The 14,169-nt window shown below is 40.2% G+C and carries 13 protein-coding genes and 1 pseudogene; 8 read left to right on the top strand and 6 right to left on the bottom strand.

The annotated features are described in order from the left end of the window. Positions 1–6: 6 nt before the first annotated feature. A pseudogene (locus BJP34_RS50270) lies at positions 7–123 on the top strand (zinc ribbon domain-containing protein); the annotation flags it as partial. A 60-nt stretch (positions 124–183) separates the two neighbouring features. On the opposite strand, the gene BJP34_RS50265 reads toward BJP34_RS50270, so the two are convergent. Further along, positions 184–492: a tetratricopeptide repeat protein gene (locus BJP34_RS50265; RefSeq protein ID WP_168166460.1), complete on the bottom strand. Its 309-nt coding sequence runs from the start codon at positions 490–492 to the stop codon at positions 184–186. A gap of 474 nt (positions 493–966) precedes the next feature. Further along, a complete protein-coding gene (locus BJP34_RS02935) occupies positions 967–1,434 on the bottom strand; it encodes a hypothetical protein (RefSeq protein ID WP_070391045.1) in 468 nt (155 codons plus the stop codon). A gap of 153 nt (positions 1,435–1,587) precedes the next feature. Here BJP34_RS02935 and BJP34_RS02930 point away from each other — a divergent pair, with 153 nt between their 5' ends. Then, positions 1,588–2,160 (top strand): Uma2 family endonuclease, encoded by a 573-nt coding sequence (locus BJP34_RS02930; RefSeq protein WP_070391044.1) that lies wholly within the window; start codon positions 1,588–1,590, stop codon positions 2,158–2,160. Here BJP34_RS02930 and BJP34_RS38510 read toward each other — a convergent pair. Next, positions 2,142–2,345: a hypothetical protein gene (locus tag BJP34_RS38510; RefSeq protein WP_149030757.1), complete on the bottom strand. Its 204-nt coding sequence runs from the start codon at positions 2,343–2,345 to the stop codon at positions 2,142–2,144. The two genes, BJP34_RS02930 and BJP34_RS38510, sit on opposite strands and share 19 nt — an antisense overlap. A 244-nt stretch (positions 2,346–2,589) precedes the next feature. On the opposite strand from BJP34_RS38510, the gene BJP34_RS02925 reads away from it, so the two are divergent. Next, positions 2,590–2,817 (top strand): hypothetical protein, encoded by a 228-nt coding sequence (locus BJP34_RS02925; protein WP_070391043.1) that lies wholly within the window; start codon positions 2,590–2,592, stop codon positions 2,815–2,817. Between the two features lie 461 nt (positions 2,818–3,278). On the opposite strand, the gene BJP34_RS42145 is transcribed toward BJP34_RS02925, so the two are convergent. Beyond that, the gene (locus BJP34_RS42145) at positions 3,279–3,419 is read right to left on the bottom strand and encodes a hypothetical protein (protein WP_158516956.1); all 141 of its coding nucleotides are present in this window, start codon (positions 3,417–3,419) and stop codon (positions 3,279–3,281) included. 4 nt (positions 3,420–3,423) lie between these two features. Between BJP34_RS42145 and BJP34_RS02920 the strand changes: the two genes are divergently transcribed. The 3 genes from BJP34_RS02920 (at position 3,424) to BJP34_RS02915 (ending at position 5,743) form a co-directional block, all read left to right on the top strand. Further along, the gene (locus BJP34_RS02920) at positions 3,424–4,368 is read left to right on the top strand and encodes a glycosyltransferase (protein ID WP_070391042.1); all 945 of its coding nucleotides are present in this window, start codon (positions 3,424–3,426) and stop codon (positions 4,366–4,368) included. Positions 4,369–4,408: 40 nt separating this feature from the next. Continuing rightward, complete coding sequence (locus BJP34_RS38505; protein ID WP_149030756.1) at positions 4,409–4,792, top strand: hypothetical protein; 384 nt, start codon at positions 4,409–4,411, stop codon at positions 4,790–4,792. Between the two features lie 174 nt (positions 4,793–4,966). Continuing rightward, positions 4,967–5,743 carry a glycosyltransferase family 2 protein gene (locus BJP34_RS02915; protein WP_070391041.1) on the top strand — a complete coding sequence of 259 codons (777 nt, stop codon included), beginning with the start codon at positions 4,967–4,969 and terminating at the stop codon, positions 5,741–5,743. Here the strand turns inward: BJP34_RS02915 and BJP34_RS42140 are convergent. Together BJP34_RS42140 and BJP34_RS02910 are read right to left on the bottom strand one after the other, a co-directional pair. Next, entirely contained in the window at positions 5,714–5,938 is a 225-nt protein-coding gene (locus BJP34_RS42140; RefSeq protein ID WP_158516955.1) for a hypothetical protein, read from the bottom strand. The genes BJP34_RS02915 and BJP34_RS42140 overlap by 30 nt on opposite strands. 278 nt (positions 5,939–6,216) lie before the next feature. Further along, entirely contained in the window at positions 6,217–7,374 is a 1,158-nt protein-coding gene (locus tag BJP34_RS02910) for a YcjF family protein (RefSeq protein WP_070391040.1), read from the bottom strand. Positions 7,375–7,860: 486 nt separating this feature from the next. Here BJP34_RS02910 and BJP34_RS50260 point away from each other — a divergent pair, with 486 nt between their 5' ends. Both BJP34_RS50260 and BJP34_RS46950 read left to right on the top strand, forming a co-directional pair. After that, positions 7,861–8,046 carry a beta-ketoacyl synthase N-terminal-like domain-containing protein gene (locus BJP34_RS50260; RefSeq protein WP_083304968.1) on the top strand — a complete coding sequence of 62 codons (186 nt, stop codon included), beginning with the start codon at positions 7,861–7,863 and terminating at the stop codon, positions 8,044–8,046. Positions 8,047–8,492: 446 nt separating this feature from the next. Continuing rightward, positions 8,493–14,168, top strand: coding sequence for a non-ribosomal peptide synthetase (locus BJP34_RS46950; RefSeq protein ID WP_070391038.1), 5,676 nt, complete (start codon positions 8,493–8,495; stop codon positions 14,166–14,168). Position 14,169: the final 1 nt, after the last annotated feature.

Here is a 14,169-nt window from a genome sequence, read left to right as displayed (position 1 = left end):
TCAATCTTGTCAGTCAAAGCCTTAAATGCTGGACTGGCAACGAAAGCAGTGAATCCCCGAAACACTAGCCAAAACTGTTCTAACTGCGGCAAAAAAGTGCCGAAAAAACTAAAAGATCGCACTCACTCTTGTCCTCATTGTGGCTATGTAGCTGATAGAGATGTAAACGCAGCGATCAATATATTAAATTTGGCGGTGGGGCATCCTGCCAGTAGTAAAGCTTACCGTTCGCGTAGCGTGGCCATAGGCCTTGTATCCGTTCGCGCAGCGTCGGCGAAAGCCGATACCAATAGGTGGAGTTGGTAAGAAGCCCACACTGAACCTGTAAAGGTCAGTGTGGGAGTATGTCACGTCTATGGCTTCAAGACAATCAGGATTGAACTCTAAAGCCTGATTGCATGATGCAATTGCATCCTCAAACTTTTTGTCATAAGTATTCACTATGGCCATGTCATACCAAAGGGAGGCTAACGCTAATTGCGCCTCCTGCACGATTTGGTCTATATTTCTTTGAATATCATGTTTTTCTTTAGCTGTCCGGCAAAAGAAGCCCCACACCTAATGCGCAGCATAGGTGTGGGATGAATTTTGCACAAGATATTTATGTAATAGGGAACAATTACGATTGAAGATCGTCTATAATAAAAGAAGTAGGGAAGACAAATTAAGAGCTAACCGCCACCTACTAATTAAAAAATAGAACTTATTTATTGTTCCGGCGCGGAGGGGCATCCCGGAGAGGAAACCTTATCAGAGGGTCGCCTTAATCATAAAGTTTTAACCCTGTTATGCATAGCCTGCTAACCATTTTGGCTCCACTCTTCTTGCGGTAACTTCTGACCGTGTCGTTAATAAAGCTTACCGTGTATCCGTTCGCGCAGCGTCGGCGAAAGCCGATAGCGATGGCTGGAGTTGGTAAGAAGCCCACACTGAACTCGTTCGCGAAGCGGCTCTGTAAGAGCAGAGTCAGTGTGGGAGTATGTCACTCCATCTAGTCTTTGAGTATTCTTCAAAATTCTGAAAACCGTAGAACCCATTAGCTGCTTTATCTAGTTTACGAACCTCTTTGTTCTGAAATCGGGGATTAAACATGTATTCCCAAAATGCAACCACTGTTTTGATAGGAAAAGCAATTTCTTTAACTATCTCTGAGTTATGTTCATAGACAGCTTTAAAACTATTTAGTTCAATTTTACCTGTTCTTTTGATGTATTTTATAAATTTGTCATAGGCGCTTTTGTCTTCGTTGATGCTATCAAGCATTTGGCTTAATGTCATCGCGTGGCAATGCCTGACATCAGTCATTATGAGGTCGCCTTCAGAGCTCAATCCCTCAAGATGTACTATCTCTGGCGCCTTTGGGAACCCAAAGCATTCTTCTTCCAGAGTAAAGGTAATTAGATATGTGTTGATTGGATTTTTTTCTAGCTTCATTCGTTGATATAACTAGTTTCTAGAGTATGCCCCGAGGATCACATTATAGTTATAGCTTCCCTAGCTCATAACCTAACTCTGACACTATGGGAATAGGGAGTCGGGAGTCGGGAGTCGCGAGTAGGATTAGTATAGAGCTAACGGAGTGTAATTATGAATCAGGCAATACATGAGAGAGTATACTGGACTATTCATGACCTAGAATTGCTACCAGAAAATGAAGGAACACGCTACGAAATCATTGATGGAGAATTATTTGTCACTAGAGCGCCTCATACTAAACATCAGCAAACCTGTGGCAAAATTTTTCGACAGCTAGATGCTTGGTCTGAAGCAAGTGGTTTAGGGGAAGCTATTCCTAGTCCCGGTGTCCTGTTTTCCGAATCCGATAATGTTATTCCCGATGTCGTTTGGGTTACTCAAGAAACCTATGAATTAATATTAGACGAATCTGGACATCTAACTGGTGCCCCAGAATTAGCAGTCGAAGTTTTATCTGCTAGTCAACAAGACCAAAGACCAGACCGAGAAGCTAAACTAAAACTTTACTCTTCACGAGGCGTCAAAGAATATTGGATTGCTGATTGGAGGTCTCGCAAGATCGAAATCTATCGCCGGGAAAACAGTCAGCTCAAATTAGTAGCAACCCTTTTCAGCCAAGATACCCTAACCTCTCCTATCCTACCTGGTTTTAGTTGTACTGTTAATCAGTTTTTTCCTAAATAAAAGGGAATCGGGAATCGGGAATCGGGAATCGGGAATCGGGAATCGGGAGTTGCGTAGGGTGTGTTAGGGGCGGGCTCATTTTCCGCCTCTTCGCGCCTTTTTGGGATAGCCCGCCCCGTAACGCACCACCGGGTCAAACAGCTTTTAGGAGATGCACCCAAAGGGAAAAAAATATCACAATTCATTTAATTTTGCTAAACATTTCCATTATATCTGTTCTCATAGTAATTAGGTACACAGGATTTTTTTCCTATTGCCTATTGCCTATTGCCTATTGCCTTTGATAAATTTAGGTATCCCAATTTAAATGCTGAAATAGCATCGCCTTTCTTTACATTACCCCTCAAAAAAAAATTCTAAAAACCCTTGACAAAATAAAATATAATCATTACAATTATAAATGTAACTAAAAAGCAAAAGGTAAACCTTATGACTTCAGAAATTCCACAAAATCCAGACAACAACCCCGATGATTATTCCCAAAACAAAATCCGTGTTCAGCACATTTTGAAGGGCTCCCGCAAGGCAATAACTAATACCATGCATACCCTCTATGCACTTGGCTACACCGAAATATCCGAGTGGAGTCCTCTGCAGCCGACGGATGTTCCGGGAGAATTCATAACAATTAGCACCAAGTACTTCAGGCTCCGTTAAAACGTTAAATTGCTGGGGGGTTTTCCCCCGGCCAAACCATCCGGTCGAGTCCCGTAAGATCACTCACGTCTGGATAAGTTGGAAAACTGAATGACATAAGGTAAATTCCTAGCCGTGGATAGTATTTCTGCGGCTATTTTTTTTGAAGGTTAGCAGGTTTAAGGTTAGCAGGTTGAAGGTTGGTTAGTTGAAGGTTGAAGGTTGGTTAGTTGAAGGTTAGTTAGTTGAAGGTTGAAGGTTGGTTAGTTGAAGGTTGAAGGTTGGTTAGTTGTTCGCCTTTGGCGTTCCCGAAGGGTAGGTTGTCTGTCAGAATGCATAATGGTGAATTCTCAATTCTCAATTCTCAATTCTCAATTCTCAATTCTTAATTCTCAATTCTTAATTCTCAATTCTTAATTCTCAATTCTTAATTCTTAATTCTTAATTCTTAATTCTTAATTCTTAATTCTTAATTCTTAATTCTACACTTCCCCATCTCCCCATCTCCCCATCTCCCCATCTCCCCATCTCCCCATCTCCCCACTCTCCCCAAAAATGTCCTGATGGAATAGCAGAGATTCTGTATAGGGGTCTAAAACCTCTGAAGGATAAAATTCAGCCAATCCTATGACCTTAATCAGTAAATTGGGGTTTAAGCCACAAAAGCAAGCTCATTTAATTGCACCAGTAACAATTGAATCATCTGATATATCGATAGTTATTCCCGTCAGGAATAATCAGAAAGGAATTAACTTATTTTTGTCAGAATTTTTCAAAACCCAGAACCTAGAAAGCTATCCACAAGAAATCATTATCGTTGATAATCAATCAAAGCCAGAGATTACTATCCCTAAACAGTTTCAAGTTGCTCCCCTTTCAATAAGAGTGATAAAATGCTCAAAACTTGGACCGGCATCTGCCAGAAATATGGGAATAAAGTCTGCTCAAGGAGATTGGATTTTATTTACCGATAGTGACTGTATTCCTTCAGAATCCTTAATCACAGGCTATCTTAATGCCATGAATGGCTCCATCGGATATGCAGGTAATGTTAAAGCCTGGAGCAATGATGTATTGTCAAACTATTATGAAACTCAAGAAATACTTGTACCATTAAAAGTTATTGAAGATGGCCAGATGCTCAGACCGGAATATTTAATTACAGCCAATGCCTTAGTGTGGAAAAAAGCCCTTGAAAAAATCGGTGGATTTAACGAAATTATTAAAATTGCTGCCGGTGAAGATATAGATTTAGGGTTTAGGTTATTAGAAATTGGCAACTTATCCTATAGTTGGGAATCAACTGTCTATCATGATTTCACTCACGGCATTCTGGGATTTATTAAAAGATTTATCAGATATGGAAAAGGCAACAAACTAGTCAGTCAGCTATATTCCATTGACTTAACTCCTCAACCTTTTATTCCCAATAAACCCGGTTTGATAAATCAACTATTGTCAACATTACAATATGTGTGTCTTATAGTAGGATATAGGGTTATAGCAAAGGGAGCAGGGAACAGGGAACAGGGAACAGGGAGTAGGGAACAGGGAGTAGGGAGTAGGGAGTAGGGAGTAGGGAATAGGGAGTAGGGAGTAGGGAGTAGGGAATATGGCATCAAAAATTATTACAATTCCTAGACGAATCCCTATCGTTAAAAGATTACTTGATTTTATCTATAGCAGTTCTCATAGTAATAGACTTCTTGCAGAAGTAGGGAACAGGGAACAGCGATGCAGCGCGGTCTTGGGGGTTTCCCCCATGAGCGACTGCATCAAGACGGGAACAGGGAACAGTGGACAAGAATTGACGCAAACACTATCAGAAAACTACTTTTGCAAGAGGTCTAATCAGCTACACAGGATTTTTTCCCTCTTGCCTCTTGCCTTTTGCCTCTTGCCTATTCCCTGTTCCCTGTTCCCTGTTCCCCATCTCCCCACACTCCCCACACTCCCCACACCTCCCACACTTCCTAAAAATGTCCTGGTGGAATAGCCAAGATTGTGTATAGGAGTTATAGTGCAGCTACCCGGAAGTCTGAAGTCTCAACTCAGAAGTCATAAATTCTTTAATATCAAGGATTTCCACTGTAGGACGCGGGTTTGTTATTTCTGCCCCCCTGCACTAGTCAGTTGGCAGAACTCTAATCCAGACAATTGAGGTAATCCTATGACTTTCATCAACAAACTTCATTCAACGCCACAGAATTACTCCGATTTTACTGTACCCTTAAACATTCAAGCATCTGATATATCAATCGTTATTCCCGTCAGGAATAATCAAGAAGGACTTGATTTATTTTTAACTGAGTTTTTTAACACCCAGAATCCCCACATCTATCCAAAAGAAATAATTATTGTTGATAATAACTCCAGGCGACCAATTACTATCCCTCAACACTTCCAAGGTAATAATCTTTCGATCAGATTACTGAAATGCTCAAAAAATGATTTAGCCTCTGCCAGAAACGTAGGCATCAACTATGCCAAAGGAGATTGGATATTATTTACCGATAGCCACTGTCTTCCATCTGAATCATTTATCGAAGGATATCTTAATAGCATAAATGGAGCAATAGGCTATGCAGGTAATGTTAAAGCATGGGGCAAGGATTTATTGTCAAAATTTTATGACGGTCAAGAAAGATTCATTCCCTTAACCATGCTTGAAGAGTGCCAGATCAGTAGACCAGAATCATTAATTACAGCCAATGCCCTGATTTGGAAAAAAGCCCTTCAACAAATTGGTGGATTTAAAGAAACCATTAGAATTCCCGAAGGAGCCGATCTAGATTTAGCATTTCGGTTATTCCAAATTGGTCAATTATCCTATTGTTGGCAATCCACTGTCTATCCTAATCACAATAAAGAAATCCCCGAATTTATCCAACGATTTATCAACGATCAAAACAGTAAACTAATGGTGAGTAATCTCTATCATATTTAAATGATGGGAGTAGGGAATAGGGAGTAGGGAATCGGGAATCGGGAATCGGGAATCGGGAGTCGGGAATCGGAAATCGGGAATCGGGAATTGGGAACAGGTAATAGGTAATAGGTAATAGGTAATAGGGAAAAAATATGTGTAGCTAATTAATAGGATAACTGCTATATAATAAACTTCCCATCGGGAGCAGGTCAAATTTGCTGAAACATTAGTACTATTTTCCAGTAGAGCAAGCTTAAACCCATGAGGGGGCTATAGATAATGTACAAATATTCATCCAGGACTAGCTCCCCTGAAGACCTATTACCTATTACCTATTACCCATTACCCATTACCTATTACCTATTACCTTAGTACTAATGTTGCTGCATAAGTGACATGCTCCCCTTCCCATCTCCCCATCTCCCCATCTCCCCATCTCCCCATCTCCCCATCTCCCCATCTCCCCATCTCCCCACACTCCCCACCCTCCCCTAATCTGAAGGGGGTAATTCCCGATCGCTCAAGCTTTTTTTACCTGTTCCCCCATAGTATTTGTATTGTTCAATGATAATTTTTGCCAGCTCAGAAAGGGGTATTTCTTTACCATCAATCTGAGCTTTCACATAAATCTTGAGTGCTTCGATATAAGATAGACCAAGAGCCAGGGTTAGTGCTGCTGCCGTTGAGCCTGATATTGCTCCACCAAGAACGGTGCCTGCACCAGGAATCATTTTGAGTAAATTCGCGACAATTACTTTACCCACTGCGGTCATTCCTCCTGTACCGCCAAGAGCAGATATCACCATGCCCAGAAAAGCTCTTTCAACCGTTAATCCAAAAATGCTGGTGATATTAGCAATCATTACCGTTTGCATCGTTACCAAGATTGGCGCATCGGAAAACGGAATTGGTGAGGCACCAACCAATGCTGAACCAGTAACATAACCCGTAACATATTTAAACGCTTCACCTGCTTTTAGTTCAATATTTCTAATCTGTTCTCTCAGAAATGCTTTGCGCTGGGCTTCTGGCAGTAAATTTGCCGTCACTTCTACTAAACGCTCTAAACCATGAGCTGTCACCGTATAATCATCATCGATTGGTTTTGATTGTGCTAGCACTGGAATAATCTGACTAACCGGTAGATTCTTACCCTCTAGGAAAGCAATAAACTCACTACGTTTTTTCGTTAAGGTTTGAGTCAGAACTAAGATAACGGGTACATCTTTTTGTTGCAGGCTCTTTAGCCATTCTTCCTCAATCGGATCCAATCGAGCTGTTTCATGATTAAGGCAATACCACACCACATGAATGTGTTCTTTTGCCTCTAGTTTCCTTTGATCATCAATTAGTTTCGAGATATCTGCCCTTACTCGTTCAATCTGTTCGGCTTTAAGTTCTAGCCCTGGCGTATCATACACTGTAATCGGGCAACCTGTTTTTGTATAACGACGAATAGTTTGAGTAACAGGATAGCCCACTCCTGTTTCTGCCAGACGAGAGCGAAAAATTGTGTTTACTAAAGTACTTTTACCTACACCGGTTTGACCAATTACTAAAACATTACATTGCTCAATTTTGCTCTGGGCATCTTCATAGGCTTCGCTGATTTTGCCTAACAGTTCATCAAACGAGATGTGCTCTGACATTAGTAGTTTTCTCCTTTAGCAATTACCCAGAAGTCTGGAATTCACCCATAAAAGTTTACCAAAATCTTTCATATTTGTTTAAAGTCAGCGAAAAATTTGTTGACTTTGACCAAAAAAACTGCTTTACGATGGGATTTATTCAAAGTTTACACAAAATTGAGTTAATCATTTTTGTGTCTGTTACCATTTATACAAACAATGTTTTTTTTCATAGCTATGAGATACACAATATTTTTTCACTCTTGCCTATTGCCTATTGCCTATTGCCTCTTGCCTCTTGCCTCTTACCTCTTACCTGCTCCCTGCTCCCTGCTCCCTACTCCCTAAAACCCATAAATTTGTACCTCATAAGTATAATAATTGCTATAAGTCATTGACAAATGATACACAACCTGAACTTGTAACGAATGATGCTATTACAGAAATTCCTGCTAAACGTTGGGATGTAATGCTTACTACAACCGTGATCCAAGCGTTCCAGGTAAGATGTATACTCGCTTTTTTGGGATTTCACCTCGGGACACTGTCAGTCTCGATCCAGAACATCGGTTACTTCTGGAAGTTTGTTGGGAAGCCATGGAAAATGACGGGCACATTCCACAACGGTTACAAGGTGAGTCTACAAGAGTTTTTGTTGGTATTACTGTAAATGATTATCAAAATAGATTATAAAGATAATATTAAACAATCTGAATTAGATTATATTTTCCCCTATGATGTCACTGGGTTTTGAATCAAGCTAGGAGAGCCAAAGATATTAACTGCTCATATCCAAAATAAAGCAGCTCGAGTATTAGCCATGAAAAATTACCTAATCGATATACACAAACCTTTAAATAAAAGGTAGTGATAAAGATGTAGTGATTTTGCTACGGCCTAATCGAGGTTTCGGGAGCTAAAATCTTGTGTACCAGTCCTAAATAAAATGGGATTGGAATCTTAACATGTCAATTGAGCTAAGAAGTAAATTTTAAAGTCAGGTAGACGTGGATGTTTCAATTCCAATAAATATGGAATTAATCACCATTGCTGATCTCTAAAATCCACTCAATTAACAACTAACATCAAAGCGATCGCACAGATAACATTAAATAAAATAACTGGATCAAGCTAGAACTATGAACTTAATTAAATTTTTACAAGACCTTTCTATCAAAGGGGTTAAATTATGGAATGATGGAGGAAAGTTAAGAACTGAAGGTTACCAAGAAGTACTGACCACTGATGTTATGGCCGAATTAGAGCAGTATAAATCAGAAATCTTACAGTTACTAAGGGAAAACCCAGATATATCCCAAGTCCATCCCCTCTCTTATGGTCAAAAATATCTCTGGTTTTTGTGGGAGCTATCACCCCAGGGTCATAATTATAATGTGTCATTTTCGGTTCGGATCTACTCCAAAGTAGATATAACTATTTGGCAACAGGTTTTTCAAGCTCTAAGGGAAAGGCATCCGCTACTACGGAGTACATTCCCGAAGTTGGGCGAACAACCAATCCAACAACTACATCAACATCAAGAGTTAGACTTATTACAGATAGATGCTTCTAGTTGGAGTGAAGAGGAGTTAAACAAAAAGGTAGTTGAAGCTCACAGACATCCTTTTAACCTAGAAACAGAACCAGTGATGCGAGTTAGGTGGTTCACTTGTTCCGAGCAAGACCATATTATGTTACTGACAATACATCACATTGCTTTAGATAGTTGGTCATGGAACTTAATTGCCAAAGAGCTACCACAACTTTACCAAGCTCAACTAAATGGGCTTGAGGCATCCCTAGCACCACTACAGTATTCTTATCAAGATTATGTTAATTGGCAAAGGGAGTTAATAGAAGGACAAGAAGGAGAACAACTATGGAACTATTGGCAACAAAGATTGGGCGGGGAATTACCGGTCTTGAATTTGCCTACAGACAAACCACGACCCCCTATACAGACTGATAATGGTGGCAGCTATCCCTTCAAGTTATCAGAAAAGTTGATTGAACAACTGAAGGAACTAGCTCAAACAGAGGGGGCAACTCTGTATATGACTCTGTTGGCTGCTTTTCAAGTGCTTCTGTATCGTTACACCGGTCAAAAGGATATTTTAGTAGGTTATCCTACTTCTGGCAGAACAAAAGCGGAGTTTGCTTCTCTTGTTGGTTACTTCGTGGACTCAGTAGTGATGAGGGCAGATTTGTCAGGGAATCTCTCTTTTAGAGATTTCCTCTCTCAAGTACGCCAGACAGTCCTGGGAGCACTAGCTCATCAAGATTATCCCTTTGCTTTATTGGTAGAGAAGTTACAGGTAGAACGTGACTCCAGTCGTGCTCCTCTTTTTCAGGCTGGCTTTGTACTAAAAAAATTCCAGGAATCTCAAGATGTGCCAAAGTGTTTTTTGAGCAGCAAAAAAACCTTGAGAAATTGGGGAGGACTTGAAGTAGAACCTTTTGTACTCGAACAGTATGAAAGTCAATATGATTTATTCCTGGAAATGTTTGAAGAGGACTCATCTCTGGTTGGGTTATTAAAATACAATGCTGACTTATTTGATGAGCAAACTATTGCCCGAATAGCTGGTCATTTCCAGAACTTGTTAGAAGGGATAGTGAATGATCCGCAACAGAGAGTAACAGCACTACCATTAATGACAGAGGTAGAGCGAGAACAGATATTGGTAGAATGGAATAATACGAAAACAGATTACCCAAATGATAAATGTATCCATCAGTTATTTGAGGAACAGGTAGAGAAAAACCCAGATGCAGTAGCAGTAGTATTTGAACAACAAAAGCTAACCTATTCCCAATTAAACAGCAAAGCTAATCAACTAGCCCATTACTTGCAAAAATTGGGAGTAGTTCCAGAAACCCTAGTGGGAATATGTGTAGAGCGTTCAGTAGAGATGGTAGTAGGTTTATTAGCCATACTCAAAGCCGGAGGAGCTTATGTGCCACTAGACCCGGCCTATCCCCAAGAACGCCTAGAGTATATGTTCGCTGACTCCCAAGTGTCAGTGTTACTAACTCAAGAACAATTATTAGCTCAACTCCCCCAACATCAAACCCAAGTAGTTTTTATAGATAGAGATTGGGAAAAAATAGCAACTGAAACACCAGAAAAAGTAGAGAGTGAAGTCAGCCCCCAAAATTTAGCTTATGTAATTTATACATCAGGTTCCACAGGTAAACCGAAAGGAGTCTTGGTAGAACACAAGGGACTGTGTAATCTGGCTACAGTTCAAATGCAAGGGTTTCAAGTCAACTCAAACAGCAGAGTCGTTCAGTTCGCATCATTAAGTTTTGATGCCTCCATCTCGGAAATAGTCATGGCTTTAGGTTCAGGAGCCAGTTTGTATCTGGGCAGCCGAAATACCTTAATGCCTGGAGTGGGTATGAGTCAGTGGTTGCACAACAACAAAATCACCCATATCACCATACCCCCCTCAGCTCTGGCAGTGATGCCCAAAGAGGAATTACCTGATTTAAAGACCATAGTGGTAGCAGGAGAAGCTTGCCCACCAGAGCTAATATCTCAGTGGTCTGTGGGGCGACAATTTGTGAACGCCTACGGACCAACAGAATCAACAGTATGTGCTACCATGGCCGAATGCTCGCCAGAGTCTTCTGTGGCACCCATAGGTAGGGCGATCGGCAATACTCAAATCTACATCCTAGACAGAAATTTACAACCAGTCCCCATAGGAGTACCTGGTGAAATTTATATAGGTGGTGTTGGTGTAGCTCGTGGCTATCTTAACCAACCTCAATTAACACAGGAAAAATTTATTTCCCATCCTTTGAGGAATTTAACCGAGGAGAGGCTGTACAAAACAGGAGATTTAGCTCGTTACTTACCGGATGGCAATATTGAGTTTCTTGGTCGCATAGATAATCAGGTGAAGATACGAGGTTTCCGAATTGAACCTGGAGAAATTGAATCAGTTCTCAGGAGGCATCCCCAAGTACAACAAGCTGTAGTAATAGACAGGGAAGATACTCCAGGGAACAAGCGATTGGTAGCATATTTTGTTCCCGAACCAGAGTTGGAACAAAATATCCAGAAGATGAAAGGCATAGAACTTTGGCCATCAATAGCAGAATACTATGTTTATGATGAGTTATTGTACTATGCGATGACTAATGACCATCGTCGAAACCAAAGTTATCAAGTGGCAATTAATCAACTTGTTAAAGAGCGAGTAGTAGTAGAAATTGGTACAGGTAAGGATGCTATTTTGGCGAGATTTTGTGCCAAAGCAGGAGCTAAGAAAATCTATGCTATTGAGAGAGATAGAGAAACCACTCAGTTAGCTAAAGCTTGCGTGGATAAGTTGGGATTATCGGCACAGATTGAAATCATACATGGAGATGCGATGACGGTTAACCTACCCGAGTTAGCAGATGTATGTGTTTCGGAAATTGTGGGAGCAATAGGTGGTTCTGAAGGAGCAGCAGTAATTATTAATAATGCCAGAAGGTTTTTGAAACCAGACGGTGCGATGATTCCCGAAAGAAGTGTGACTAAGATTGCAGCAGTAACTATTCCAGAACCGTTACTTAATCAACCAAAGTTTACAAAGGTTTCTGGTTATTATACCCAGAAAATATTTGAACAGGTTGGGTATCCTTTTGATTTACGGGTTTGTATTAAAGGATTTCCTCAAGCAAATTTACTCTCCAATCGAGAAATATTTGAGGATTTAGACTTTACTAAATCTTTAGATACAGAGTTGACTCATCAAATTCAGTTAAGGATAGAAAAATCCGGCAGATTAGATGGTTTTCTGGTCTGGTTAAATTTGCATACTATTGAGGGTGAGTGTATAGATATTCTCGAACATGATCATTGTTGGTTACCAGTTTATTTTCCAGTGTTTGAGCCTGGTATTGAGGTGAGTGAAGGAGATGTGATAGAAGCTGTTTGTAGCCGAAAGCTTTGCGAAAATAATTTGAATCCAGATTATGCTATCCAAGGACGTATTATCAGGCAACAAGGAAAAGATATTGATTTTGAACACATTTCTTATCACTGGAAACAACAGTTTAAGCAAACTCCTTTTTATCAAAGGTTATTTGCAGAAACTGAAACAGTTAGCATTTCTAAGTTACAACTCTTAGATACTCTCATCAACAGTTGGCAAAACCTATTTAACCAACAAATTGAAGAACAGAAGAGTGAAGTAACTGATCCATTATTCAACATCTCAGGTTGGCGCAGCAGTTACGACAACCAATCCTTACCAGAAAGTCAAATGCGAATTTGGGCAGGGGATATTGTAGCTCAAGTATTAGCGCATAAACCGAAAAAAGTATTTGAAATAGGTTGTGGAACCGGGTTGCTACTATTTCAAATCGCACCCCACACACAAGCCTATGATGGCATCGATATATCTAGTATTTCACTAGAATATATCCAACAACAAATACTCCAGGAACCAGAGAAATATGCTCATGTCAATTTAGCACATAAAAGAGCAGATGAGATAAGTGACATAGCATCTCAAAGCTTCGATATGGTGATTATAAACTCGGTGATTCAATATTTTATGAATGTAGAGTATTTGTTACAAGTAATATCTCAGGCAATTCGGATAGTCAAACCAGGAGGGATAATTTTCTTAGGGGATATCCAGAGTTTACCTTTAATGAAAGCATTTCACAGTTCGGTGCAACTGTATCAAGCAACTCCATCATTGTCAGTAGAACAACTCAAGCTAAAGATAAACAAACAAATGGAGCAGGAGCAAGAATTGCTAATATCACCAGATTTGTTTGTAGCTCTCAAAGAAAAACACCCAGAAATAACTCATGTACAAATACGTTTAGAGAGGGGAAGGGAGCAAAACGAAATGAATAAATATCGCTATAGCGTACTGTTGCATATAGAAGCCCAAGCAGAATCAATAATAGCACCGACTGTAGAAAGTGGAGCGGATATGAGTGCTCAAGAGATAGAAACTTATCTGCAGCAAAAGCAGCCAGAATCAATTTGCTTTAGTGCTTTAGTGAATGGCAGAGTAGCTAATGACATAGGTTTAGTGGAGTTCCTATCACAGCCAGAATCAAAACAGAATGTGCAGCAGTTGAGGCAGACGTTAGAGTCAAAGCCAGTAAATGGCATCGACCCAGAGAGGTTATATGAACTGAGTTCGGATAATGGGTATAGCTTAGAGTTGTGTTGGTCTGCTCAGGGAAGAGGAGAATTGATGGATGGGGTATTTGTGCGCAGAGAGTTAGCCCAAGAAGGGATAGTGTTAACACCCCTAACTCAAAAATCGGTGGTAGCAAGTAACTGGCATCATTATGGGAATAATCCCTTGAGTTCCGAGCTAGGAAAGCAACTGGTACCACAGTTGAGAGAGTATCTGGAGTTGCGGTTGCCAGAATATATGATGCCATCGGAGTTGATGGTGTTGTCGCAACTGCCTCTGACTCCTAACGGTAAGGTAGACCGTAAAGCTTTGCCTGTACCGGATGTGGCTAGTAGTGTGTCAACGGAGTATGTAGCTCCCCAGACACAGACACAGAAAGTATTAACAGAGATTTGGCAAAAAGTGTTAGGAATAGAAAAGGTGGGAATATATGATAACTTCTTTTTTGATTTGGGTGGGCATTCTTTGAAAGCAACTCAAGTTGTATCTCGAATACGACAAGCTTTTGACATAGAGTTTCCTTTAAACAAAATATTTGAATCTTCTACAGTGGAAAGTATAAGTAAGTATATAGATGCGTGTATTTGGGCGGCTAAAACACATCAAATTACCCAAAATAACACAGCTAACCAACGTAATCAAGGAGTTATCTAGG

Source organism: Moorena producens PAL-8-15-08-1, from assembly GCF_001767235.1.
Classification (GTDB): Bacteria; Cyanobacteriota; Cyanobacteriia; order Cyanobacteriales; family Coleofasciculaceae; genus Moorena; species Moorena producens_A.
This window is presented reverse-complemented; position numbering and strand designations above follow the sequence as displayed.

Bases quoted from the DNA above. Each gene is read 5' to 3' on its own strand.
- BJP34_RS02935 (WP_070391045.1), bottom strand. From the start codon at position 1,434: ATGAAGCTAGAAAAAAATCCAATCAACACATATCTAATTACCTTTACT.
- BJP34_RS02930 (WP_070391044.1), top strand. From the start codon at position 1,588: ATGAATCAGGCAATACATGAGAGAGTATACTGGACTATTCATGACCTA.
- BJP34_RS38510 (WP_149030757.1), bottom strand. From the start codon at position 2,345: ATGAATTGTGATATTTTTTTCCCTTTGGGTGCATCTCCTAAAAGCTGT.
- BJP34_RS02925 (WP_070391043.1), top strand. From the start codon at position 2,590: ATGACTTCAGAAATTCCACAAAATCCAGACAACAACCCCGATGATTAT.
- BJP34_RS02920 (WP_070391042.1), top strand. From the start codon at position 3,424: ATGACCTTAATCAGTAAATTGGGGTTTAAGCCACAAAAGCAAGCTCAT.
- BJP34_RS38505 (WP_149030756.1), top strand. From the start codon at position 4,409: ATGGCATCAAAAATTATTACAATTCCTAGACGAATCCCTATCGTTAAA.
- BJP34_RS02915 (WP_070391041.1), top strand. From the start codon at position 4,967: ATGACTTTCATCAACAAACTTCATTCAACGCCACAGAATTACTCCGAT.
- BJP34_RS02910 (WP_070391040.1), bottom strand. From the start codon at position 7,374: ATGTCAGAGCACATCTCGTTTGATGAACTGTTAGGCAAAATCAGCGAA.
- BJP34_RS50260 (WP_083304968.1), top strand. From the start codon at position 7,861: ATGTATACTCGCTTTTTTGGGATTTCACCTCGGGACACTGTCAGTCTC.
- BJP34_RS46950 (WP_070391038.1), top strand. From the start codon at position 8,493: ATGAACTTAATTAAATTTTTACAAGACCTTTCTATCAAAGGGGTTAAA.